The sequence below is a fragment of the Alteromonas sp. ABV4_515 genome, assembly GCF_056160345.1.
Genome location: NZ_JBSWWZ010000002.1, coordinates 387,167 through 409,867, shown reverse-complemented (window position 1 = coordinate 409,867; position 22,701 = coordinate 387,167). Strand labels below are relative to the sequence as shown.

21 protein-coding genes are annotated in these 22,701 nt (G+C 48.5%); 5 read left to right on the top strand and 16 right to left on the bottom strand.

What is annotated here, in order from left to right:
• Positions 1-54 precede the first annotated feature (54 nt).
• The 5 genes from ACXAGX_RS06100 (at position 55) to ACXAGX_RS06080 (ending at position 3,682) form a co-directional block, all read left to right on the top strand.
• Complete coding sequence (locus ACXAGX_RS06100; protein WP_474837220.1) at positions 55-936, top strand: prepilin peptidase; 882 nt, start codon at positions 55-57, stop codon at positions 934-936.
• Entirely contained in the window at positions 933-1,550 is a 618-nt protein-coding gene (gene coaE / locus ACXAGX_RS06095) for a dephospho-CoA kinase (protein ID WP_474837218.1), read from the top strand. Before ACXAGX_RS06100 ends, coaE begins: the two co-directional genes overlap by 4 nt.
• Positions 1,551-1,696: 146 nt before the next feature.
• Positions 1,697-2,449: a cell division protein ZapD gene (gene zapD / locus ACXAGX_RS06090; RefSeq protein ID WP_474821309.1), complete on the top strand. Its 753-nt coding sequence runs from the start codon at positions 1,697-1,699 to the stop codon at positions 2,447-2,449.
• 51 nt (positions 2,450-2,500) lie between these two features.
• Complete coding sequence (gene yacG / locus ACXAGX_RS06085; protein WP_474837216.1) at positions 2,501-2,731, top strand: DNA gyrase inhibitor YacG; 231 nt, start codon at positions 2,501-2,503, stop codon at positions 2,729-2,731.
• A gap of 78 nt (positions 2,732-2,809) precedes the next feature.
• On the top strand, positions 2,810-3,682 hold the full coding sequence (locus tag ACXAGX_RS06080; protein WP_474837214.1) for an aspartoacylase: 873 nt from the start codon (positions 2,810-2,812) through the stop codon (positions 3,680-3,682).
• A gap of 75 nt (positions 3,683-3,757) precedes the next feature.
• Here the strand turns inward: ACXAGX_RS06080 and ACXAGX_RS06075 are convergent, their stop codons facing one another.
• From ACXAGX_RS06075 to ACXAGX_RS06000, 16 genes are all read right to left on the bottom strand, one after another.
• The gene (locus tag ACXAGX_RS06075) at positions 3,758-5,020 is read right to left on the bottom strand and encodes a hypothetical protein (RefSeq protein ID WP_474837212.1); all 1,263 of its coding nucleotides are present in this window, start codon (positions 5,018-5,020) and stop codon (positions 3,758-3,760) included.
• Between the two features lie 45 nt (positions 5,021-5,065).
• On the bottom strand, positions 5,066-5,713 hold the full coding sequence (locus ACXAGX_RS06070) for a hypothetical protein (RefSeq protein ID WP_474837210.1): 648 nt from the start codon (positions 5,711-5,713) through the stop codon (positions 5,066-5,068).
• 545 nt (positions 5,714-6,258) lie between these two features.
• Positions 6,259-7,548, bottom strand: coding sequence for a methyl-accepting chemotaxis protein (locus ACXAGX_RS06065; RefSeq protein WP_474837207.1), 1,290 nt, complete (start codon positions 7,546-7,548; stop codon positions 6,259-6,261).
• A gap of 8 nt (positions 7,549-7,556) precedes the next feature.
• Positions 7,557-7,919 carry a response regulator gene (locus ACXAGX_RS06060; RefSeq protein WP_070125032.1) on the bottom strand — a complete coding sequence of 121 codons (363 nt, stop codon included), beginning with the start codon at positions 7,917-7,919 and terminating at the stop codon, positions 7,557-7,559.
• 14 nt (positions 7,920-7,933) lie between these two features.
• Positions 7,934-8,677 (bottom strand): ParA family protein, encoded by a 744-nt coding sequence (locus ACXAGX_RS06055; RefSeq protein ID WP_474821288.1) that lies wholly within the window; start codon positions 8,675-8,677, stop codon positions 7,934-7,936.
• Entirely contained in the window at positions 8,674-8,937 is a 264-nt protein-coding gene (locus ACXAGX_RS06050) for a hypothetical protein (RefSeq protein ID WP_474821284.1), read from the bottom strand. Before ACXAGX_RS06050 ends, ACXAGX_RS06055 begins: the two co-directional genes overlap by 4 nt.
• Positions 8,928-11,642 (bottom strand): chemotaxis protein CheA, encoded by a 2,715-nt coding sequence (locus ACXAGX_RS06045; protein ID WP_474837205.1) that lies wholly within the window; start codon positions 11,640-11,642, stop codon positions 8,928-8,930. Before ACXAGX_RS06045 ends, ACXAGX_RS06050 begins: the two co-directional genes overlap by 10 nt.
• A gap of 1 nt (position 11,643) precedes the next feature.
• Positions 11,644-12,012, bottom strand: coding sequence for a response regulator (locus ACXAGX_RS06040; protein ID WP_474821276.1), 369 nt, complete (start codon positions 12,010-12,012; stop codon positions 11,644-11,646).
• Positions 12,009-12,881, bottom strand: a complete 873-nt coding sequence (locus ACXAGX_RS06035) for a CheR family methyltransferase (RefSeq protein ID WP_070125021.1) — start codon at positions 12,879-12,881, stop codon at positions 12,009-12,011. Before ACXAGX_RS06035 ends, ACXAGX_RS06040 begins: the two co-directional genes overlap by 4 nt.
• The gene (locus tag ACXAGX_RS06030; RefSeq protein ID WP_474821272.1) at positions 12,878-13,507 is read right to left on the bottom strand and encodes a HEAT repeat domain-containing protein; all 630 of its coding nucleotides are present in this window, start codon (positions 13,505-13,507) and stop codon (positions 12,878-12,880) included. The genes ACXAGX_RS06035 and ACXAGX_RS06030 overlap by 4 nt, the downstream gene beginning before the upstream one ends.
• Positions 13,508-13,516: 9 nt before the next feature.
• Complete coding sequence (gene cheB, locus ACXAGX_RS06025) at positions 13,517-14,572, bottom strand: chemotaxis-specific protein-glutamate methyltransferase CheB (RefSeq protein WP_474821270.1); 1,056 nt, start codon at positions 14,570-14,572, stop codon at positions 13,517-13,519.
• A gap of 7 nt (positions 14,573-14,579) precedes the next feature.
• The gene (locus tag ACXAGX_RS06020) at positions 14,580-16,109 is read right to left on the bottom strand and encodes a chemotaxis protein CheW (protein WP_474837203.1); all 1,530 of its coding nucleotides are present in this window, start codon (positions 16,107-16,109) and stop codon (positions 14,580-14,582) included.
• Between the two features lie 36 nt (positions 16,110-16,145).
• A complete protein-coding gene (locus ACXAGX_RS06015) occupies positions 16,146-18,056 on the bottom strand; it encodes a methyl-accepting chemotaxis protein (RefSeq protein WP_474821264.1) in 1,911 nt (636 codons plus the stop codon).
• 407 nt (positions 18,057-18,463) lie between these two features.
• Positions 18,464-18,847: an 8-oxo-dGTP diphosphatase MutT gene (mutT, locus tag ACXAGX_RS06010; RefSeq protein WP_474837201.1), complete on the bottom strand. Its 384-nt coding sequence runs from the start codon at positions 18,845-18,847 to the stop codon at positions 18,464-18,466.
• Entirely contained in the window at positions 18,847-21,561 is a 2,715-nt protein-coding gene (gene secA / locus ACXAGX_RS06005; RefSeq protein ID WP_474837199.1) for a preprotein translocase subunit SecA, read from the bottom strand. The genes mutT and secA overlap by 1 nt, the downstream gene beginning before the upstream one ends.
• Positions 21,562-21,713: 152 nt before the next feature.
• Positions 21,714-22,595, bottom strand: a complete 882-nt coding sequence (locus ACXAGX_RS06000; RefSeq protein WP_474837197.1) for a peptidoglycan DD-metalloendopeptidase family protein — start codon at positions 22,593-22,595, stop codon at positions 21,714-21,716.
• Positions 22,596-22,701: the final 106 nt, after the last annotated feature.

Here is a 22,701-nt window from a genome sequence, read left to right as displayed (position 1 = left end):
GCAGTCTTGCCACAAGCCATCCGGTCTACTCTAACCCACAGAAAAGCAAGAACTATGGACGCAATCTTTACCCTGCTTCAGCAAAGCACACCACTTTTTCTTACCACTATTTTTATTTTTAGCCTGCTGGTTGGCAGCTTTCTGAATGTGGTGATTTATCGTCTTCCCATTATGATGGAACGAAGCTGGAAAGCAGAGTACGAAAGTTACTTCCACCCCGACGACACCGCTGCGGCCGAGCAGGCACCGTTTAACCTGGTAAAGCCGGATAGCACCTGCCCACATTGCAAACATAAAATTCGCGCCTGGGAAAACATTCCCCTGATTAGTTACGCCATGCTGGGCGGCAAATGTGCCGGTTGTAAAGCGCCGATTTCTATCCGCTACCCGTTAGTAGAACTCTTTACCGCGCTGGTGTGCACGTTTACGGCCTGGCATTTCGGTGCAACTGCACAGGGATTATGGGCTGTACTTATTGTGTTTGTGTTGATCGCTCTACTGTTTATAGATTTAGACAAAATGCTGCTGCCAGACCAGCTGACTCTGCCCTTGATGTGGTTAGGACTCATTTTAAGTACCCTGAATGTGTTTGTGGGCACTACCGATGCCATTATTGGTGCTGCTGCAGGTTACTTAAGTTTATGGTCGGTTTACTGGCTATTTAAATTGCTGACCGGCAAAGAAGGCATGGGCTACGGCGACTTCAAATTATTGGCGGCACTGGGCGCGTTCACAGGTTGGCAAGGGTTGCCTATTATCATTTTACTCTCATCCGTGGTGGGTGCCGTTGCAGGCATTGCACTCATGGTGGCCCAGCGCTCGGGTAAATCACTGGCGATACCGTTTGGACCCTATCTGGCGGTTGCGGGCTACCTCACGCTACTCTATAAAGCTGAAATTATAGATGCCTATTTAGCTTGGGCATTCGGCGCATGAGTAAACCTTTTGTTGTTGGTCTCACTGGTGGGATTGGTAGCGGTAAATCTGCGGTTAGCGATTTATTTGCACAACAGGGCATCGATATTGTGGATGCTGATGTCGTCGCCCGCCAGGTTGTCGAACCGGGAACGCCTGCGCTTCAGGCAATCATCGACCACTTCGGCGAGGCTATTATTACCGAGAATGGTAGCCTGAATAGACCCGCTTTACGCAAACGGGTGTTCGAAAACGACCTTGACAAACAGTGGCTGAATGCCCTGCTCCACCCAGCTATTCGCGCGGAGATGCAAACCCAACTTCAGGAAGCCACCAGCCCCTATGTGGTTTTTTCAGTTCCGCTGCTCATTGAAAATGGCCTCGACAGTATGGCCGATACTGTGCTGGTTGTAGATTGCAGTGAAGAAACACAACTCGCCCGGGCAACACGTCGCGATGGCAGCAATATTGAAACCATAAAAAGCATAATGGCGTCTCAGGCCACCCGTCAGCAACGCCTCGAGAAAGCCCAAAATGTCATCGACAACAACGGTGAACTTTCTGCCTTGCCTTTACAGGTAAAATCTCTGCATCAGCAATATACGCAACAATCCGCGCAAAAAAGTGGCCGCTAACCCTCCGATCCCGGCTTAAAGCTTGATATTTTTGTACTTTTGCGCTGTAGTGCAAGAGTCTGGTGATCTTCGCTGTTCGATAACGGTACATATAGACCAGTTTCTTACAACCACGCTTACCAGTTTCAACCATGCAGAGAGGGCCCATGACGACCACCATTTACGAATTTCCACTTAAAGAAAAAGTGCGGAATTACCTGCGTATCGAGCATTTGTTAGCGCAGTTGAAAACCGGTGCGTCGGTGCAAAACCCTGCATTACAGATATATTTCTTTGAACAACTGTTCACCCTGATGGACTTACTTGACCGACTGGATTTGCGTACCGACTTGGTAAAAGATCTCGACGTTCATGAGCGCAATCTGGTGCACTGGTCACAGCATCCCAACATCGACACCAATGCGCTGGAACAATCTTTAAAGTTGATCATTCAACTAAAAAGTAAATTGAAAGAAGAACGCAAGTTCGGCACTGCACTGAAAGACGATAAATTTCTCGCCTCTATCCGTCAGCGTTTCAGCATCCCTGGCGGTACATGTAGTTTTGATTTACCCAACCTGCATTACTGGTTGAACCGACCGCAAGACGACATACACGAATCAGTAAAAAATTGGTTGTCATCGCTGAAGCTGCTCGATGAAACCGTCTCTGTATTGCTTTCGTTTTTGCGTGAGCGTGGACAATTTAAACCCTTCGAAGCCAGCAACGGCTTTTACCAGGGCGTGGCCGATGACAAATGCGGGTTAATGCGAATTCGCTGCGACAGTAATCAAGGCTATTACCCCACTTTTAGCGGTAACAAATACCGCTACGCCATTCGTTTCATGCTGTTTGAAAGCGCCGCGGGACAATCGCCCTCGGTAGAGAACACTGTGTCTTTTGCTATGGCGTCCTGTTAAACTCCGAACACGTTTTATCCGCATTATTTTGTAGCGCAAAGGTGAATACTTGTGAAAGTGAAATGCCCTATTTGCAGTGCTGACGTGGAATGGTCGGAAAAAAGTGAACACCGCCCTTTTTGCTCAAAAAAATGTCAGCTTATCGACCTTGGCGAATGGGCGGGTGAAGACCGCTCAATCCCTGGTCCTAAACAACATTCTGATACACCTCCGGGTCTTCCGGACATTGAAGACATAGAAGCAATGCTGAGCCAGCAGCAGGACGACTTTTTCAAGCATTGATCGCCCTGCCCTGTCCGGCTGATTTCCCGGGAAGCTAACAACGCACTTCCCTTCTACTGATGAGGTCACCAACCCATTATGCTTAATACCATTACTTTGACGGGTGGCACACACGGCAACGAAACCAGTGGCATCCAGCTTATTCGCAACTGGCTTAAATTCGGCCTGCCTTCCCGCTTTTCTGCCCTTAATGTCGATTGTTCACTGGCGAATACTGCAGCGATTGCGGCAAACGTACGCTTCTTAGATGAAGATCTTAATCGCCAGTTTACTGCTGAACGTCTTGCGGGAGACAATCCGGCACGTGAAGCGGTTCTGGCCAAGGAACTGAACCAGAAATTCGGTCCTAAAGGCTATACACGCACAGATTTTTTTATTGATATTCATAACACCACCAGCAACATGGGCGCTACCCTGATTGTACTGGAAAATGATGATTTCAATGTGAAGCTGGCACGTTTCGTAAAACAAGCCATGCCAGAAGCCAACATTCTGGTTGAAGATGAAAAAGCATTCGCAGAACACGGCTACCTTTGCACGGTGGGCAAAAAAGGGGTGATGATAGAAGTCGGCGCACAACCTCAGGGCGTGCTGCGGGAAGATGTCTATCAGTTAACGCTTACCATGGCAGAAGCCATCCTGGATTTTTGTTTGGCCTGGAACAATCAGGACGCAGCACTGAACGAACTGCCGCCTTGTGAAGCTTTCCGTCTTGGCTATGAACTCAAATTCCCCCTCGATGAAGACGGCATGCGAAAAGCCATGATCCACCACAGCATTCAGGATCAGGATTTCATCCCACTCTTACCTGGCGCTCCCATGTTCCGCGGATTCGATGGTTCTGATTATGTATGGGATGGAGAGAAAGAAACCTATCCTCACTTTGTGAATGAAGCGGCGTATCACAAACTCGACGTGGCATTTTCGACGTCAGATCGCATAGAGTTCTGATTTTCGAATTAAATGCTTAAGGTCACCTCACCGAATAACATTGTTCTGCTTTGGCGAGGTGACCTTCGAATGATTTCAATTACGGCTTAAATGCCGTCGTATCGCTTCCGCCAGCGCACACTGAATATGCGCCAGTGCGCTCACGTCTTGTTCATTTGCCAACATCAAACCTGTCAGCCATTTCTGCTTTTCAAGTAGTGCCTTTGTTTCCTGTCGCCACGCAGTGTGAGATTGTTCTGTTGATACTGGCGTAACCGGCTCACCATCAATCGCGTTCACCGCCATCAGTTTTGCCCGTTCTGCCTCTGCGGGTTCAGGGTTAAAAGAAAGCAGATACAAGAATCGTTCAAGTGAAGCCGGGTCAAGGGCTAATTGTTCGATCCCTGCATAAACCACTTTCAGCGGCGCGCAATCTTCATATTCACTGAAAAGTAGGCCGCTGGCGCACGCAACCTGCTTGGCATCTTCCAGCGCTAACATGTCGTTGAGGTATTCCGCTTTTTCAGTAAGCAATGCTTCTCTGATGATGTGACTACAAAAAGGAAAAAGCTGGTAAACAGACACTGTTGCCACTTCCACTTGCTCATACAGCGGGGAAAGGTAGTTAAGCAGTTCGTCGTCGCCGATGGTGAAGATAAATATATCCAAATGACAGAGGAACACATCTTCTGGCCCCTCTATATAAGGTTTCGCTTTAATGCGCTGACCAATAAATCCCGGGCAGGCCCTGGCAATGGCGTAAGGATCTTCGCCACGAAAGAAGCAATCTGGATCAGGGCGATAAATAACAATTTGCAATGGTTTATCGTAAGCAAGGGAAGTAAAAAGCGCGTCGCACAGAAGTTTGTTGTGACAACCTGCCAGCCATGCGTTCAGAAAATCAGGTAATGGCTCCACATGATTTTCTTTTGCGCTATCCAAATTATCAAGGGCTGCCCGGGCAATATTTCTGACGGGTTCTAAAGCTTCGTCAGCGTGCCCACACAAAGCTTCAGCCTGACAAAGAAAAATGGGTTCGTCGAAATCTGGCGCGTCGCATTGCTCAAGAAACAGTTGCAGTCTTTCAAACACCTGACAAAGCACATCATGAACCTCGTCGGTATAAAGTAATTCGCCGTTTTGTAGCGCTTTTAGCACCTCTGTAGCGAACTGCGTAAGCGTATTCATGGCGTCGGATGACAGTAGCGCCGACAGCGTGGTAAGGGTTTCTGTATGTTTAATGACAAACGAAGAGGCAGTCAGCGATAGGTTATCAGATTCCAATGTCGACAGACAATGTCGAGCCTGGGCGAGGTTGCGCAGTGCCTGTGCAATAATGCTCGTCTTGAGTTCGCCCATGTTTACCCCTCAGCCTACATCCGCTAATTTAAAACGGATAAGACATTATTCACCTTTGATTCCGAGCAGCCAGGCTTTGCTAATTAAAGACTGCCGCGTGTAAGCCACTGCAAATTGAATATAGTCGCTATAGTGGAATCGTGCTGCTATACGATTGAGTAATGGTAGCGTTAGGCTGTTGCCTACATCACACAGCGCTTCAATGGCACGACCCACGACTTCCTCACTCTGATCTTCCAGTACAATGCTGTGCAACCAATAGCACGCTTCATCCCGTTCACAGAACAACACCAGTTCGATGGCTAATTTGCGCACTTCAACATCGACGTGATAAAGCATAGGACTCACATAGTCGATGAGCAAAAGCGGCTGAAGTTTTATAACTTGAATAGCGGCCCGGCGCATTTGCAAACTCTCTGAGTTTAGTTGCTCAAACAGAACAGCGGTAACTTCTCCACGACATATTTTTTTCCCTTGTGGAAATAATAGTTGTTTTACTGCCTCAGCGTCGTCCACATCGCATTCAGGTACACCGGCAATGGCTTCGCTCAGTTGCTTGAGTAAATCATCTTCCGCCCATTCTTTTACGGATTCGCAGGACTGACGAAGCTGTGTTAACAACTGCTCCAGTTCTTCGCTGACTTTCTGAAATTCGTCGTGCTTTGATAATGCGCGTTTTGAATTCTGACTCATGAAGTCCTCCTACTACCGTAATAATGGTGAAACATATTGCAAAAGACTGGCAACTCTCCAAACCCGGAAGAGAAGCTACCAGCCTTTGCACGACTTAAGCATGAGCCACTTTGGACGGAAATAATGTATTAATTGAGATAACATTGTATAAAATGCATTCTGGTTTTATTCCGCAAAACTACCGCGCACGGCGTCAGTACAACATAGTCACAAATGTCACCAATTACACATATGCAGTAAAAATAAACACTTATCGTTAGGCTTTTGCCCTTAGAAAAACCGGTGATATGTCAATTAACCTTTAGAGAATGCGAAATATTCGTCACACTTTTTTGTTAGTTGAAAGGGTTTCACAGATGCGTGTAGGAAAGAGAACAGCCCAAAGGTGTAGAAACTTATGCTGCTGCGAGTGCGACTGGTTGTGAAGCTAACGGTGCGACTAGTTGTAAAGACGAGAGTTCGGCTCATTGAAACAGCGACCGGCACAGCAGCACGGTCGCATTGTTTGTCTGAATATTGCCTGGATAAAAAGCGTAGTGTCTGGATTAGAAGAGTTCTATTTTTGGCTCACGGGTCTCCTCAACGACCTCGCGCTTTTCACCATCAGAATTCGCCAAATCAAAATGTATACGACGCTGGTCCTCCATCACATACTTTTCAAACATTTCAGCGGTACTCAGGTTAAACGAGTCGTCAAAGGCTTTGCGTCCATCGATGTACTCTGAAAACTGTCCGAAAAGACTCACCAGTGCCTCGTGTTCCAGTTTTACGTTTTCAGCTCGCTGCCGGATAATATCCTGAAACTGGATCTTTCCTATCGCCCCACTCACTTTGCTTGCAATATCTTTCGCCACCCCACTAAAACAACTCAGCATACGAGGGCTAAACTCTTCCAGCCTACGATAATGGTCTGTCATATTGGCTAAAGAACCGGAGAACGACGTCAGCAGATCGCAGGTTTCCTGACTCTGATTGGTAGATAATAACTTTTCACCATGCACCTTGGCGGTTTCCATCGCTGAGCGAATGCCTGTTTCAATTTTCTCTGCGGCTTCTGAAGATTGTGAAGACAAGGTTCTTACTTGTTCTGCCACCACGGCGAACCCGCGACCATAGTCACCGGCCCGGGCAGCTTCGATAGCCGCATTGAGTGCAAGCAGGTTTGTTTGGAAAGCGATATTTTTTACCAGCTCAGTAAGCTCTTTCAGTTTATCAATTTCACCAAGCACTTCCTGAATCGCCGCAGTATGCGCCTTGTCGTGTTCTTGCTGGCTATGTATTAGCTGGGTAATTTCTTCCAGTCGCTGATTCGCATCATCAATTTCTGCAGCACTTTCCGCTTTAAACGAGGCCGTATTGCGCTGAGACATTTCGATACTGTCGATGCCGTTGTGAATCACTTCTTCAATCTGATACAACGCACTCATCAGGTCGACAGAAGCTTCTTCCGTAATATTGGAAATACCGTCAATCTGGCCGTTAAGGATTGCGGCATATTCATCCACCTGTTTGTGGGTGGTGTGCAACTGCGCAGACGTCCTGTCGAGATAATCATTGGCTTGTGCAAGCGCCTGTTCAAGCTCGGCATTATTAGAATTTTCACTGGTGAGTAATTGCTTACCAATCCAGAAAGCACTGGTTACGAGACTACAAACAACAGCAACACCTACTGAGAATTGCGCGCTAGTGAATACGTTTACCGCCACCACACCAGACAACGCAAATACGGCTCCCAGTATTGAGAGTAATACTGCTTGCACAGTTGGGTTATTGAGTCGCTGTGAACGACGTAACCGCGCAATGACTTCAAGCCCTGTTTCTCGCAAATTAATCATAAAGCCTCCTACGGCACCAATTGTTTTACAACGGCTATCAATTGATCAGGTTCGACCGGTTTTACCAGCCATCCAGTGGCGCCAGCGCGTTTGGCTTCCTCACGCTTAGTTTGTTGAGATTCAGTGGTTAACATAAGAATAGGCGTGAACCGAAACTTACTGTTCTTCTTAATCTCTTTGATTAACTCAATGCCATTCATACCTGGCATGTTTAAGTCTGTGATAATTAATTTTGGTGTAGCAGTCTGTAACATTGTGAGTGCGACTTCGGCGTTCTCAGACTTAATAACATCATAGCCCGCACGTTTGAGTAGCATTTCCATACTCATCAGCATCGTGGCTGAATCGTCTACCAAATGGATGGTCTTCATTGATCACCTCTTTTCTATGAGAATAGTCTGTCACAAAGGCAACGGTAGTCTTCTGCCCCGGCGGAAAGCGGCGCATACTCAGACACCGGCAAATGCACCGCAAATGCCTCTGCCACTTTAACGTTACGGCGTATTGCAGGAAGAATCCGCCCTGCACCGAACTTTTGTTGCCAAAGCCCCAGCGTCTGCCGGTGAATTCGCAATTTGCCGTCAACCATCACAGGTAAAATATCAATGGTTGTGGCTCTGAAATGTTTATTTTGAATCGCCTTCATACAGGCGTTCAGTAGCTTGTTTACGCCATCTGATGCCAATGGTGTAGGTTCAGCCGGAATAACAATTTTATTGGCTCCCGCCAGGGCAGAGAGTAAACGCGGCCCAAGGGTTGGCGGTGTATCGACAAGAATAATATCAAACTGATTTGTGCTGCTTATGGCATCAAACATAGAGCTGAATCTGTCAAGTTTGTACGCTGATTCGTCAAATGCACTATTGGTATGGGCCAGCACAAGCTGAATGTTCTCGCTGTAACAGAAAACGCCTTTGAATTCCTCAAAGCTACTTAGCCAATCAGGCATGGATAATTGGGCGCCCTGGGCATCGCCTGCACTGAAACCAAATTCAACATGGCCCTGATTATCCAAATCGATGACCAGCACCTTCGCGCCACGCTCACTTAATGCATAGGCCAGGTTCACCACGGTGGTGGTTTTCGCTGTGCCGCCTTTTCGATTCGCAACAACCAACACATCGCTCATGGGTTCGTCTCTTCATCGTACAATTTGCTATCAATGGCCACTTTTAGCCAGTGCCAGTCCTGATCATCTGCAGGCCACACCGAAACCGATATGCCATGCTTAATCATCACCTGATAAATTGCAGTATGTGCGTGGGTCAGACTTTTCAGATTGAGTTGTCGTTTAGGATTTTCCGCTAACCAGGCATCCAGTTCTTCTGCAAGATCCACCTCACAGTTTCCGTCCAGAACAGCAACTTTTTGTTTGTAGGTTATCGGCATGACAGTAACTCCGGTACATTAACGATTAGCAAAACACGTCCGTCGCCAAGTAAAGCAGTACCGCTGAAGTGGGAGTAACCCGCCATCACACCTTCCAGAGGCTTCTGAATTACATCAATACCTTCATGAAACTTATCGATAACTAACCCCATATCACCATTTCCGGTATTTACTACAAGGATAGACTGCTCTTCGACATTTTGCGTTTGTAATTCGAAACCTAAATATTCGCGCAGGTCGTGAAGGGGGACCAACTTGTCACGGATAACCAGAACCTGATGATTTTTAATTTGTTGAATTTCTTCAGGACGCACTTTCACCGTTTCCACAACGCTGTCCATGCTTACACCGAACATTTGCTCATTTACTTCGAACATCATGACCCGGTTCACAGACATGGTTTGTGGCAACACCAGACGAAACTGTGTGCCCTTGCCCACTTCAGACTGCATTTCGATATAACCGCCGGCCTGCGTCACCATGGTTTTAACGGCATCCATACCCACGCCACGACCCGATAAATCTGAAACTTGCTCGGAGGTAGAGAAACCGGGGGCAAAAATGAGTTGCAGGGCTTCTTCGTCGTTTATCGATTCGAGTTGCGATTCAGTAATAACGCCTTTCTGGTAGGCCAGCATTTTTATTTTTGCCGGGTCGATCCCTTTTCCGTCATCGCGGATCTCAATGACGACGTTATCGTCTTGTGGCGTAGCAATCAGCTGTATACAGCCAGATTCATTTTTACCTGCAGCGAGCCTGTCGGCGGGCGCCTCAATACCGTGGTCAATGCTGTTTCTCAACAAGTGAATGAGCGGTTCCGACAGCGATTCGATGAGGTTTTTATCGAACTCGGTATCTTCCCCCTGCATTTCCAGCTCGATCTTCTTATTCAGCTTGCGGGCTAAATCTCTCACCAAACGAGGATATCGTTGGAACACATGCGATACCGGAACCATGCGAATTTGTAGAACCGCACTTTGTAGTTCTTCGGTAAGACGATTCACGATAGTAAAATGTGATTTAATTTGTTTGCTAAGCTTACGACTGCCGCCATCTTCCTCGGCTTGCCTCGCCAGATAAGGTAGCGAGTTTTTTGCTACCGTCAGTTCGCCCACCAGATCCATCAGGTAATCAATTTTTTCCTGATTCACCTTTAATGTGCGAGGCACCTGACGGTCTGCAGGCTTCGCCGACGTTTCACTGACGGGTTCAGGTTTCACCTCTGCCGGTTCAGCCTGCGTCGCTTCAGCGGCAGGTTTGTTCTCACTGGCACTGTCATCATTCATGGCCGCAGCCTGTTCGCTGGCCACGGGCGCTTCTGCATCAGTAGCGGCAAGCGCTTCAGCGCCGGTAGAATCTGGCGCTTCCTGACTGTCATTCTGCGCGCCCTCACTTGCGATGACGCGCAAAAGATCTTCCGGGGTTCTGTCGACGACATCAAGATTGAGGATACGGCTCACAATTAAGTTTATCGATGCCAACGCTCCCTGATTTCCTCGACCATCGATCAGTCTGATTAATACCGTTTCCTGCTGCTTAAGCATGGCCAGAGCATTTTCAGACAGCCCTTCGCTTTCTGCTGGCTGCGTGGGGGCAGCTTCAGCAATGGGTTCCTCACTAACGTCACCTGTAACCGGCGTTTCATCGGTCTGTGCAGTGTCAGGCGTAGCAAACAAGCACTGACAGAATGCGCTAAGCATTGCTGGGTTTTCAGTGAGCCGCTCGATACCCGCGCAGAATTGCCATACCACTGAATCAGGGTTTGTGGATGCACAAATAAAATTACAGATCCTGGCGATTTGTTCCGGCCCTTCGTTTTCTAATGCCTGTGCCAGTGTCTCGACTTCTTCTTCATGCAGAATTTGGCTAATCAGTGGCGCACATTGCTGATACACCTGCTCGGCACTGATTTGGGTATGCTCATATTGCCCTTCATAATAAGCAAAGTGTGACGACAGCGAATCCCAGTCGGCACTACTTAGGAGCAGAATATCCAGATGACACAGGAAGACATCTTCAGGGCCTTCAACGTGCGCTTTACGCGTGATGGTATGGGTAATTAGCCCTGGTGTCGCCAGACTGACATTAAATGGGTCCTCTCCACGGAAAAAACAGTCTGCATCCGGCGTGTAATGGAAATAATGTAGCCCGGTAGATTCCTGTGATTTAAAAAACAGTGTAAGCCGGGCCGTATCCGACATTGACGATAACCAGTTGACGGCAGTTTCTGGTAACGCGGCGACTGGCGCTGCGATGCCCGCAGGAGCTTCAGTGGCATTCTCCGCTGACTGAGTAGCCTCAATGCCGGAAGGAGCTTCTGCGGTGTTCATAAAGTTTCTTAAACGACCGGCCAACTCTGCAGATACGCCCTCCCATTGGGAGAGTTGATGTGTACCGGCTTCGAGTTCGTCAAAGAAGGTACTGATTTGATCAAAACTCTCGAGTAAAACATCGCCTAATTCATCGGAGAACGGGATGTCCGAAGCACGCAAACAGTCGAGTAAATCTTCAGAAGCATGGGCTAAGCGTGTCAGAGGTTTAATATCGAATAAATCAGACGAACCTTTGATCGTGTGAATATCACGAAAAATCGTATCAACGGCCTGAGCGTCATACCCGACGCTTTGCAACGTGATCAGTTCCTGACTGGCCGACTCCAGGTTTTCCCGGGACTCTCCGATAAACGTATCTAACAGCTCGCTCATACTATTCTTCTCCCAACATCAGAGACACCATGTCGTTTAACGTGGTGCCGTCTACCGGCTTAGTCATGTAGAAATTAGCACCGCAATCAAACGCTTTGGTGGCATCACCAGCCTGCGACTCCGTACTGATCATGATAATCGGTACCTGATTGAGCGCGTCGTCACGACGGATTTCCTGGCAGAGTCTGTAGCCATCCATTTTGGGCATGTTCACGTCTACCATAAACAGATCGATTTGCTTACCCATGGCTTTTTCGAGCGCTTCGACGCCATTTTCAGCTTCCTCTACCTGACGTTGTGCATTGGCAACAATCATTCTGTGGTAAGTTCTGACGGTGTTTGCATCATCCACTATCATGATAGTTTTCATCTGAACGCTCCCTCATTAGTGGGCTTTTGATAAACGATAACATCGCCAAATTTTTTCACTTTAAACAGCGAGCAAATGCGGCTCATTGATTCACTGTGACCTAAGAAAATATAGCCACCGGGCTTTAATGCGTCATACAGCACCTGTGCTGCTCTGCGTCGCGAATCATCATCAAAATAGATCAGCAGGTTGCGGCAATAAATCAGGTCGAATGAGCGGAAGCGGCCAGGCACTTCTGCACCGAGAATATTTGCCAGGCAAAGAGTGACCGAGTCTTTAATGTCACTGCAAAGATGGAACTCGTTACCATGCTGGGTAAAATAGCGCTGACGCATGGTGAGTGGGATATTCTGCACCGAACGCTTAGAGTAGATGCCGCGCTTGGCGTGCTCTAAAACGCTAGTATCGATATCCGATGACACAATTTCGACATCGCGATGCTCCAATCCTTTCCAGTACTCCAGCAAGTAGATGGCAATAGAGTACGGTTCTTCACCCGTGCTCGAAGGCACTGACCATATTCGTAAATCTTCGCCAGCCGGGCGCATATCATCCAGTTCGTCCATTAAATGGCGGCACATGGTTTCAAACTGATAATCTTCGCGGAAAAAATAGGTTTCGTTCACCGTCATCGCGTTGACCAGGCTTTGCAGTTCATCGCCTGATGCCTGAAAACGCATAAATGTGAAGTAGCTTTTAAACAACGTATGACCCGTTTGTTTCATACGCTCTTTTAAGCGTTTATCGACGAAGTAACGTTTTGAATCTTCAAAATAAATACCGGTTTTTCGGTAAAACATCGAACGAAAACGGTCGAAGTCGGCGTCAGAAATTTCCCCCGCCGCCGCTGCGGCTCCAATGCTGGTCATATTTCCTCTCCTGCAACGGCATGACGAACACATTGGATCGCAAACTGGATATAAGCTTCGTTCGAAAAGCGCGCCGAGACTTTTTCAAGCACATCGAGGGTTTCGCTGTTACCAATTTCTGAAAGCTTGTCGATTGCGGTGCCGACCACGTTGATGTTTTTGTCGTTCATCACAACGTCGTGTAACCATAACGCGGCGTCGGGATGACGAATCGCGCCAATGACGTCCACAGCAAAAATGCGAACATCACTGTCTTCGTCATTCAACAGCTCATTAACGTGACTGGCGAATAACACAGGCTTATTTTGCAGCAACTCTATGGCACCATTACGAACCTGCGCATCTTCAGACTTCAGTTTAATCAAGACCTCACCGGCAACCTCTTCGTCACACATGTCTTCGATTGCACTGAATAACGCTTCGAGTACCATAGGCTCATGCTCAACATCGATGCGATCCAGTAAAGCCCTGCGCGCCTCAAGATTGTTTGAAAGATCACGGGCGGCCCAGCGCCGTACATCAGCAGCTTCGTTTTGCAGATCGTCAATAAGAGACGTGAGATCTCTGCTGCTTTGACGGCGATCTGCCTGAGCGGCAGATTCACCTCGGCTTTTTCTCAGTCCCATGGCGTTCTCCTACTGTTTACAAAGATGATTAACGCGTTGCGCGATGGCGTGACTATCAAGGATATGCGTCGCGCATCCCGCCTGTATAAGTTCTTTTGGCATGCCGAACACGGTGGCTGTTACCTCACTCTCGGCAATGGTGATTGCACCGCGGCTATGAGCCTTAGACATTGCCGCGACACCATCACACCCCATACCGGTAAGCTGAACACACAGCATGTTTTTAGCATCGAAACATCCCAATGCCGATTCCACCATGCGATCCACGCTGGGGTGCCAGAGGAAGTTAGGGCTGGCCGGTATGGGTCTGACAAAAACCATATTCTGGTTTTTCACGAACGACACATCGGCATCTCCTTTGGCGATATACACTTTGCCGGTTTCTAATGGCATACGGCTGCTGACTTCCACCACCTCAAGGGGGCACAAATCATTCAGCCTTTTCGCCAGCGCGGCGGTAAATGCCTTCGGCATGTGCTGCGCTACCACAACCGGGCAAGGAAAATGCGCAGGAAGCTGAGACAATATTTGCTCAAGTTTCCTTGGCCCACCGGTAGACACGCCAATCATGACCACCTGAACCTTGCCACTTTTTACCGGCGCTGCCGTTGCTTTTGCCACTGCAGCTTGCTGTGGCGAGTGCATGGGCTTCGACGGCGCTGCCGTTCGCCGAACGTTTGCAGTAAGCGCTTCTATTTTGCAAATCAGCTCATCTTCAATATCGCTTATATCCGCACTTACCGTTCCGCCGGGCTTCAAGACAAAGTCTGCCGCTCCCAGTGCCAGCGCTTCTAGTGTCACCAATGCACCTTTCTGCGTCAGCGAAGACAACATCAGTACTGGGCACTGGTGAAACTTTCTTAGCAGGCTGAGACAGGTCAAACCATCCATCACCGGCATGTTGATATCTAAAGTAATCACATCAGGTTTAAAAGCCGCTGATTTCGTCAGTGCTTCCTCGCCATCGCGGGCTGAGTCAACCTGATAGCCCCGTGCAGTGAAAACCTGTGTGAACAGTTTCCGCATCAAGGCAGAGTCATCTACCACTAATACTTTGACTGCCATCTTCCCGTTAACCCCCGTTTACTTTTGCAATATCGTTGTCGTTCAGCAGTACCGACGGCTCGATGAGCTGAATGATGCGCTGCTCTTTGTTGAGCTTGATGAGCTTGTTTAACAGCTCAGTTTGCTCATCAGACAGTGAAGGCGCATCTTCGATAGAATCGGTAATAACGGTTTTAACTTCTGCCACGCCATCCACAATAAAGCCGGTTTTTTGCTTGTTCCGGGTAAGCACCACAATACGCTGACGGTCAGTGGCTTCCGCTTTGGGTAATCCCAATCGCGTGCGTAAATCAATCACAGGCAGTACCGTGCCCCGCAGATTGACAATGCCTTGCAGGTAGTCCGGTGTATTAGGCACACTTTCCAACTTGTCGGGAATGCGTGTTATTTCCTGGGTATCTTCGATGCTGACCCCGTACTCCTGACCGGCAATGGAGAAGATCACGTATTGGGCATAGTCTTCTTCGGTCAGCACCCCTTCGTCCTGATCAGCCATATCAGAAACCTCATCTTGTAAATCAACCTGGCTCAGCGCCTGGCTTAGGGAGCGTTGGAAAACGCTGTGCAAGTTAACGATAGATATGAGTCGCTTGGTGCCTTCCACACGGTACACGGCTTCCAGCGCGCCATCGGTATATCCGTCGTTGCACATAGACGGCACAGGCTCCAGCGCCGACGGTGATATACTCACCACATTGCTGACTTTCGCGACCACAAAGCCCACAGCAGACTGACTGCTGTCGCTGCAGTTAACGATGATGATGCGGGTAGCATCGTTCATTTCGCAGGGCTGCATGCCAAGATTCATGGCCAGATCGACGATGGGAATAATTCTTCCCCGCAGATTAACCAGCCCCAGTACCGAAGGATTACTGTCGGGTAAGGCGGATATGTCGTCGGGAACCCGCACAATCTCACCCACATCATGGAGATAAAAGGCAAATTCTTGCCCGGCAATGGAGAAACACACCAGTTGCTGCAAATCATCTTCGGCTTCGCTGTTGTTGTCTTGCGAACCGGTGCGGTTTTGCTGAAGTTGCAGGCCAGAGCCGTCTTTTTTATGACTGACGGTTAACTGTGACTGCACCAGATTTTCAACATTGAGGATCTGCTCCAGCGGTTCGTTCTTTTGCTTAATCAACCCTTGCAGGTAGTCATAAGAAATTGACGAATCGCCTTGTTTGTCATTAACCACGGTGTCTTTCGGCACACTGTAAACACGGTTTACTTTGTCAACCAGAAAGCCCGTCATACCGAGTGTTGACTCCACAACGACAACGCGGGATGTTTCAGTTTGTTCTGCTGCACACGACAGCAAAATAGCCCGTAAATCGTAAACCGGCAGTACGTTACCCCGCAGGTTTGCCAGTCCCATCATCTGGTGGGGTCCCAGCGGAACCCCCACCATCACGGGTACACGAATAATTTCGCCAACAGACTGCATGGGAAATGCAAATTTCTCTTTTCCAATCTGGAAAGAAACAAACTGCAGCTCGGTGTCTGTTGCGGTAATTTCCTGAGTTTCCATTTCTTGCATGGTCTCACCTCACCTTTAACTCTGAATCAACCGGCCTTAGCTATTTTGCATTTCATCAGCGACAGAGGAAATTTCCTCAATAGAGCGGGCCAGGATTTCCACACCTTTGGTCTGCTGCTCTGCGGCAGACAATGCCTGCTGACAGTTACTGCTGGCCTGTTCATTCGCTGCGGCAATTTGCTCCAGGCCTTTTTGGGCCTGCGCTACAGCAGCTGCAATTTCTTCACCGGCTTGCTGCATTTCTTTGTTGTAAGAAAGTACTTCAGCCATATCTTTGGCAATACCAGCGATATCCTCAGTGGTTTGCTTCGCTTTTTGCACCTCACGGTAGGCACTTTCTGCCACGTTGGTCAGATCAGTTTTTACATTTTGTGTCTGATCCTGAATGGCTTTGATGAGATCTTTGATTTGTTCAACATTCTCAGCGGCCTCATCGGCCAGGCTTTGAATATCGGCAGATACCACGGCAAAACCTTTACCGTATTCACCCGCCCGGGCCGCTTCTACAGCACCGTTAACGGCAAGCATGCTGGTTTTCACTGACACGGTTGTGATGGTATCGATAACTTTGTCGATAGTACGGGTCATTGATTCCATATCAGTAATGGCGGATACGTTCAATTTACTGGTTTCCAGTGCGGTATTGATGCCTTCCACCATTTCTTCGATAAGTGCACGGTTCTCTTTCAGCAGTTCTGTTATCGCCGCGCCACGGGTAAGCGCGTTTTCAGACTGATTAGAAGCTTCCGCTACACCATCCCGGAGGGTATCGATGTTGCTCACTGCCTGATCAACCGCCGATGCTGCCTGTTGTGCACCGTTGTTAATCTGGTTTAGTGCCGTGGATATTTCTGTGGTTGAGCGGCTGATTTCCTCCATGCTTGCAGATAACTCTTCTGCCGAGGACGCCACTTCTTCCGCACTTTTATTTATGTCGGTGCTGTTTTTCAGCTCTTCAGTGATAATTTCCAGAGACTGGGCAGCTTGCTCAGCTTGTGACAGAGCGCTACTTTGTTCAGATACGTTACTGGACACTTCCTGGGCAGCAGAAGACTGTTCGTCGGCAGCACAGGAAATGGCTTCAGACCCGGCCTGGATTTCTTTGGCAGCATTGTCCATTTCGCGAATTTTGGTTTGCAGCGTTTCAGAGCCGGTAGCAATGATCTGCATATCTTCTTTAATTGTGGCCAGCTGGCTGGTTACCGCTTCGCCTTTTGTGACTTCTTCCAACGCGGCTTCCGATGATTGCTTTACTGCATCAGAAACCTGATTTGACTGCTGCTGAATTTGCTCAATTTGCATGGCGATGTCGGCAGCGCTCTTGTCCGATACTTCAGCCAAAGCACGTACAGTATCGGCCACTACCGCAAAGCCTTTGCCGTGTTTACCGGCGCGTCCGGCTTCAATTGCGGCATTTAATGCAAGCAGGTTGGTCTGATCAGCAATGCGGGTAACTTGTTTAACCGCTTCACCAATATTGGATGCTTGCTGCTCCAGCTCGCTCATCATCACCACAGAGCGTGACTGGTGTTCAGACGCTGTTTTTACGCTATCCATCATATTGCCGAGGTTGCCCATAACACGGTCAACGAAGGTTTGAAGCACATTGGTTTTATCCAAGGTCTGTCCGGACAACGTAAGCTGTGACACCAATGAAGAAGAAATTTGAGTAATTGCCGCCAGACTCTCCTGACTTGCACTGCTTGACTCTTCTGCACCGGCTGCAATTTCGTTGATGGCAGTGCCTAACTGATCGGTCGCGCTAGCAGACTGACTAATACCACTGGCCAATTCAGCCGTCGCTGTCGCTACCCGCTCGGCAGCTTGTTGTTGTCTGGCGAGCGTGCGTGCTTTTCTTCGCTGCTCTTCTGCTTCTCTGCGTAGTTTCGCGTCAACTCTTACGGCTGGTGTGGCCGGGCTGGCCTCAGTGCTTTTTTTCAGTGCCATGGAAAACCTCGGAATTTACTATGAATGAACGATTGCTTAACAGCGCATTTAGTAAATGTTTAGAGCATCAGAAAAATATTTAGGTATAAAACAGAATACGCAGGTATAGGCGGGAATCTATAGCGTGCATGACGACACAAGTAAGGCACCCTTGTCATCTTATGCACAAATGTCACCAAAAGGAGATTTAGCAACTAATGTCAGTTACTTAGCATCATTTGTAAAGCAAGTTATGGTTGCCAAACGCTGTCAATTTAGTCTTTTGGCGTAGTGTTACAAAAAAGACCTAACTTTTTTACTATTTATTTCAACATTACATGCATGTAATGAAATTTATTACTTTAAATACGAAAAACCCCGGACTGAAAGGCCGGGGTTTTAAAATAAAGCGTTTAATTCGCCAGAAATTACTTTGTGAGTTTCTCAATGATAGCGACATTTGCGGCAGGAAAGTCTTCTGGTACTAGGGCACTAAGCTTTACCCACTTCCCTTCCTGACCTTCGCGCCCCTCAGGTTCACCGGTAAATTCAGGCACCGTATGCACATCAAGCAGAACCCGCTTGTCACCATAGTCGTGGCTGATTACGGTTAGCGGAGAACTGGCGTGAACAGTAATGCCGACTTCTTCATCCAGCTCCCGGGCAAGGGCTTGCGTAACGGTTTCGCCAGCATCCACTTTACCACCGGGAAACTCCCACTTGCCGCCCTGGTGCTTGTCGTCGGGGCGTTTACAGATATATACCTGTTGATCCCGCAGGATCACGCCCACTGCTACGTGCACTTCTTTCATTAAGACAGCTTACCGTGGCACTGCTTGTATTTCTTGCCTGAACCACATGGGCACGGATCGTTTCGGCCAACTTTCGGACCCTGACGCATTTCAGAGCGTACGGCCGCTTCACCAGACGCTTCCGGCTCTTGCTCAGGCGCCGTAGTGTGTTCAAAGTTCTTCGGCACGTCGTCAGCCTGACGGCGTTGCTCTTCCACTTTTTCAACGTCAGATTCAGCTTTTACCTGTACACGGCTAAGAATGGTAATCACTTCAACCTTGAGGTTTTCGAGCATGGCAGAGAACAATTCAAATGCTTCACGCTTGTATTCCTGCTTCGGATTCTTTTGCGCATAACCACGCAGGTGAATCCCCTGACGTAGGTGATCCATCGCTGCCAGATGCTCTTTCCAACTGCTGTCAAGGTTTTGCAACATAATAGCTTTTTCAAACTGACGCAGTACGTCTGGGCCAACCATGTCTTCTTTCGCTTTATAAGCGCCTTCGACTTCAGTCAGAATGCGTTCACGAAGGCTGTCTTCATACAACTTGTCGTCGTCATCCAGCCACTTCTGAACCGGCAGATCTACTTTAAAGTCAGCTTTCAGACGTTCTTCCAGCGCAGGCACATCCCACATTTCTTCCAATGATTGCGGTGGGATATATTCATCTACCACACTGTTCACGACATCGGTGCGGATAGCCTGAATAGTTTCACTGATATCCCCTTCGTCCAGCAGTTCATTACGCTGTTCGTAAATCACCTTACGCTGGTCGTTCGCGACGTCATCGTATTCCAGCAGCTGCTTACGAATGTCGAAGTTACGGCCTTCCACTTTACGCTGGGCATTTTCGATAGCGCGAGTTACCCACGGGTGTTCAATGGCTTCACCATGTTCCATACCCAAACGCTTCATCATGCCCGCCATTTTCTCAGAAGCGAAAATACGCATCAGCGCATCGTCCAGAGACAGGTAAAAACGGCTTGAACCCGGATCGCCCTGACGACCCGCACGACCACGAAGCTGGTTATCGATACGACGTGACTCGTGACGCTCGGTACCGATGATGTGCAAACCGCCCGCATCAAGTACCTGTTTATGCAACTCTTCCCATTCCGCTTTCAGCTTCTGGATCTGTGCTTCAGTCGGGTTTTCAATTTTTTCCGCTTCTGCTTTCCAGTTACCGCCCAACACGATGTCGGTACCACGACCGGCCATGTTAGTCGCGATAGTCACGGCACCAGGCTTACCCGCCTGTGCGATGATGTCGGCTTCCTGAGCGTGGAATTTGGCATTCAGTACTTTGTGCGGCACTTTTTCTTTTTTCAGGAAACGTGACAACAGTTCTGAATTTTCAATGGATACGGTACCCACCAGTACAGGCTGACCTTTCTTCACGGCAACACGAATATCGGCCACAATGGCGTCGTATTTTTCTTGCGCGGTGAGGTAGATAAGGTCGGCCATATCTTTACGGGCCATGGGGCGGTTCGTTGGGATAACCACGGTTTCCAGACCATAAATCGACTGGAATTCGAAAGCTTCGGTATCGGCTGTACCTGTCATACCCGCAAGTTTGTCATACAGTCGGAAATAATTCTGGAAGGTAATGGAAGCCAGGGTCTGGTTTTCGTTCTGGATCTTCACGCCTTCTTTGGCTTCTACAGCCTGGTGCAAACCTTCAGACCAACGACGGCCTTCCATCGTACGGCCCGTGTGCTCATCAACAATGACGATCTGATCTTCTTTCACGATGTAATCTACATCTTTCTGGAATAACTTGTGAGCACGTAGCGCCGCATTAATGTGATGGAGCAGGGAAATGTTGCCGGCAGCGAACAGCGATTCGCCTTCTGGCAGGATACCGTTTTTCTGCAGAATTTCTTCCACACGAATCTGACCACGTTCAGTCAGGTGGATCTGACGGGCTTTTTCGTCAACGGTGTAATCACCGTCACCTTCCTGCCCTTCTTCATCTTCCTTTTCCTGCTGTACCAGCTCAGGAATAACGGTGTTGATGGCTTTATACAGCTGTGAGCTGTCTTCGGCGGCACCGGAGATAATGAGCGGTGTACGGGCTTCGTCGATAAGGATGGAGTCAACTTCATCCACTACCGCATAGTGTAGCGGACGCTGTACGCGATCCTGAGGGCTGAACGCCATGTTGTCACGTAAGTAGTCGAAACCGAATTCGTTGTTGGTGCCGTAAGTCACATCTGCATTATAGGCAGCGCGCTTCATTTCTGGTGACATACCCGGCACGTTACAACCCACTGTCATGCCAAGGAATTCGAACAGTTCACGCGACCAATCAGCATCACGGCGAGCCAGATAATCGTTCACCGTAATAACATGCACACCCTTTGAAGAAAGCGCATTGAGATAAGTAGGCAGCGTTGCAGTAAGGGTTTTACCTTCGCCCGTACGCATTTCTGAAATTTTGCCATCGTGCAGCACCATACCACCTAGCATCTGCACGTCGAAGTGACGCATGCCGTAAACCCGTTTACTGGCTTCGCGTACGGTAGCAAAGGCATCGTTGAGGATATCATCGGTAGACTCGCCTTTTTCCAGGCGCGCTCTGAGCTCAGCAGTTTTGGCTTTTAACTGCTCATCGGATAACGCTTCGTATTCCTTTTCCAGCGCATTGATGGCATCGACATTCTTTTTTAGTTTTTTTAATAGTCGGTCATTACGGCTACCGAATACTTTCTTCAGGATGCTTGCAAACATTAGGTTGATGATTCCACTACTTTTTTACGAGTTCCGGCAGCCCGGATTAGCCCGTCGATTTAAAATAAATGCCCCCGTGCACATCATGTGCATGACCGACACCCTAAATAATGTTGGAGGCCTGGCAAATGCAGACCTGTTCTGGCTGCTACCTAACGTCGTTTGGTGACGTACGGTAGAGGATCGATTTGTTGCCCGTGTCTTATTACTTCGTAGTGAACATGCGCCCCGGTTGAGCGGCCTGTGCTGCCCATAATGGCAATCGGTTGGCCTTTTGTTACCACATCACCAACAGAAACTGACAACGCGTTGTTGTGCCCATAGCGCGTGACTATGCCATCGCCGTGGTCTATTTCTACCAGTAAGCCGTAACCATGACGCTCTCCCGCCCAGGTAATAATACCCGCTGCAGTAGAAACCACGTCATCACCAGTTTTACCCGCGAAATCCAGGCCTTTGTGCATTGCTGGACTGCCGGTAAAGGGATCTTTGCGCATGCCGTAATAAGAAGACAACCATCCCGACTGTATAGGTCGGCCAGATAATTGACTCTGCTCATGGATATGATGCCCCCGCACTAGACTTTCAAGCATTGCCAGCTGTTGTTTTTTTGCTGTAACGGACTGCTGAAGCGTTGCGATCTGATTAAGGAGGGGGTCGTTATCCACGTTTATCGGCGTAGAGTCTGGGTTGAAAGCCTCTAAATCTTCAGCTTTCATCCCGAATTCGGCGGCAATTAATTTGCCCTGTTCATCAAGTTGGGTCACCGTTGCGTCTATCTCAGCAAGGCGCGCAGCCAGCACTTGCAGCTGCAAGCGGGTGCTTTCTGCCAATTCGCTAATTTCAACATTTTCAGCTTCGTTGGCAGCTTGTGCGAGTTTGATTCTGGCGATGTCTTCAGACACAGAATCAGTGGAACGGCTAGAGACTAACATCAGTAAAGAAGACAGCACAGTAAAGCTCACCAGTGTACGTACACTGATGCTTCTGCGGTATCTCTTTTGTTTTCCGATAAAAGAAATGGTTAGTTTCATTTTAAGCCCATGATGAAAATCCGTGTTAGTTTAACGCTGTTAAAGCAAATGAACAAACCACAATCAGATACTCAGCTGTTTTTTTTGATACCTTGGTGATAGAAAG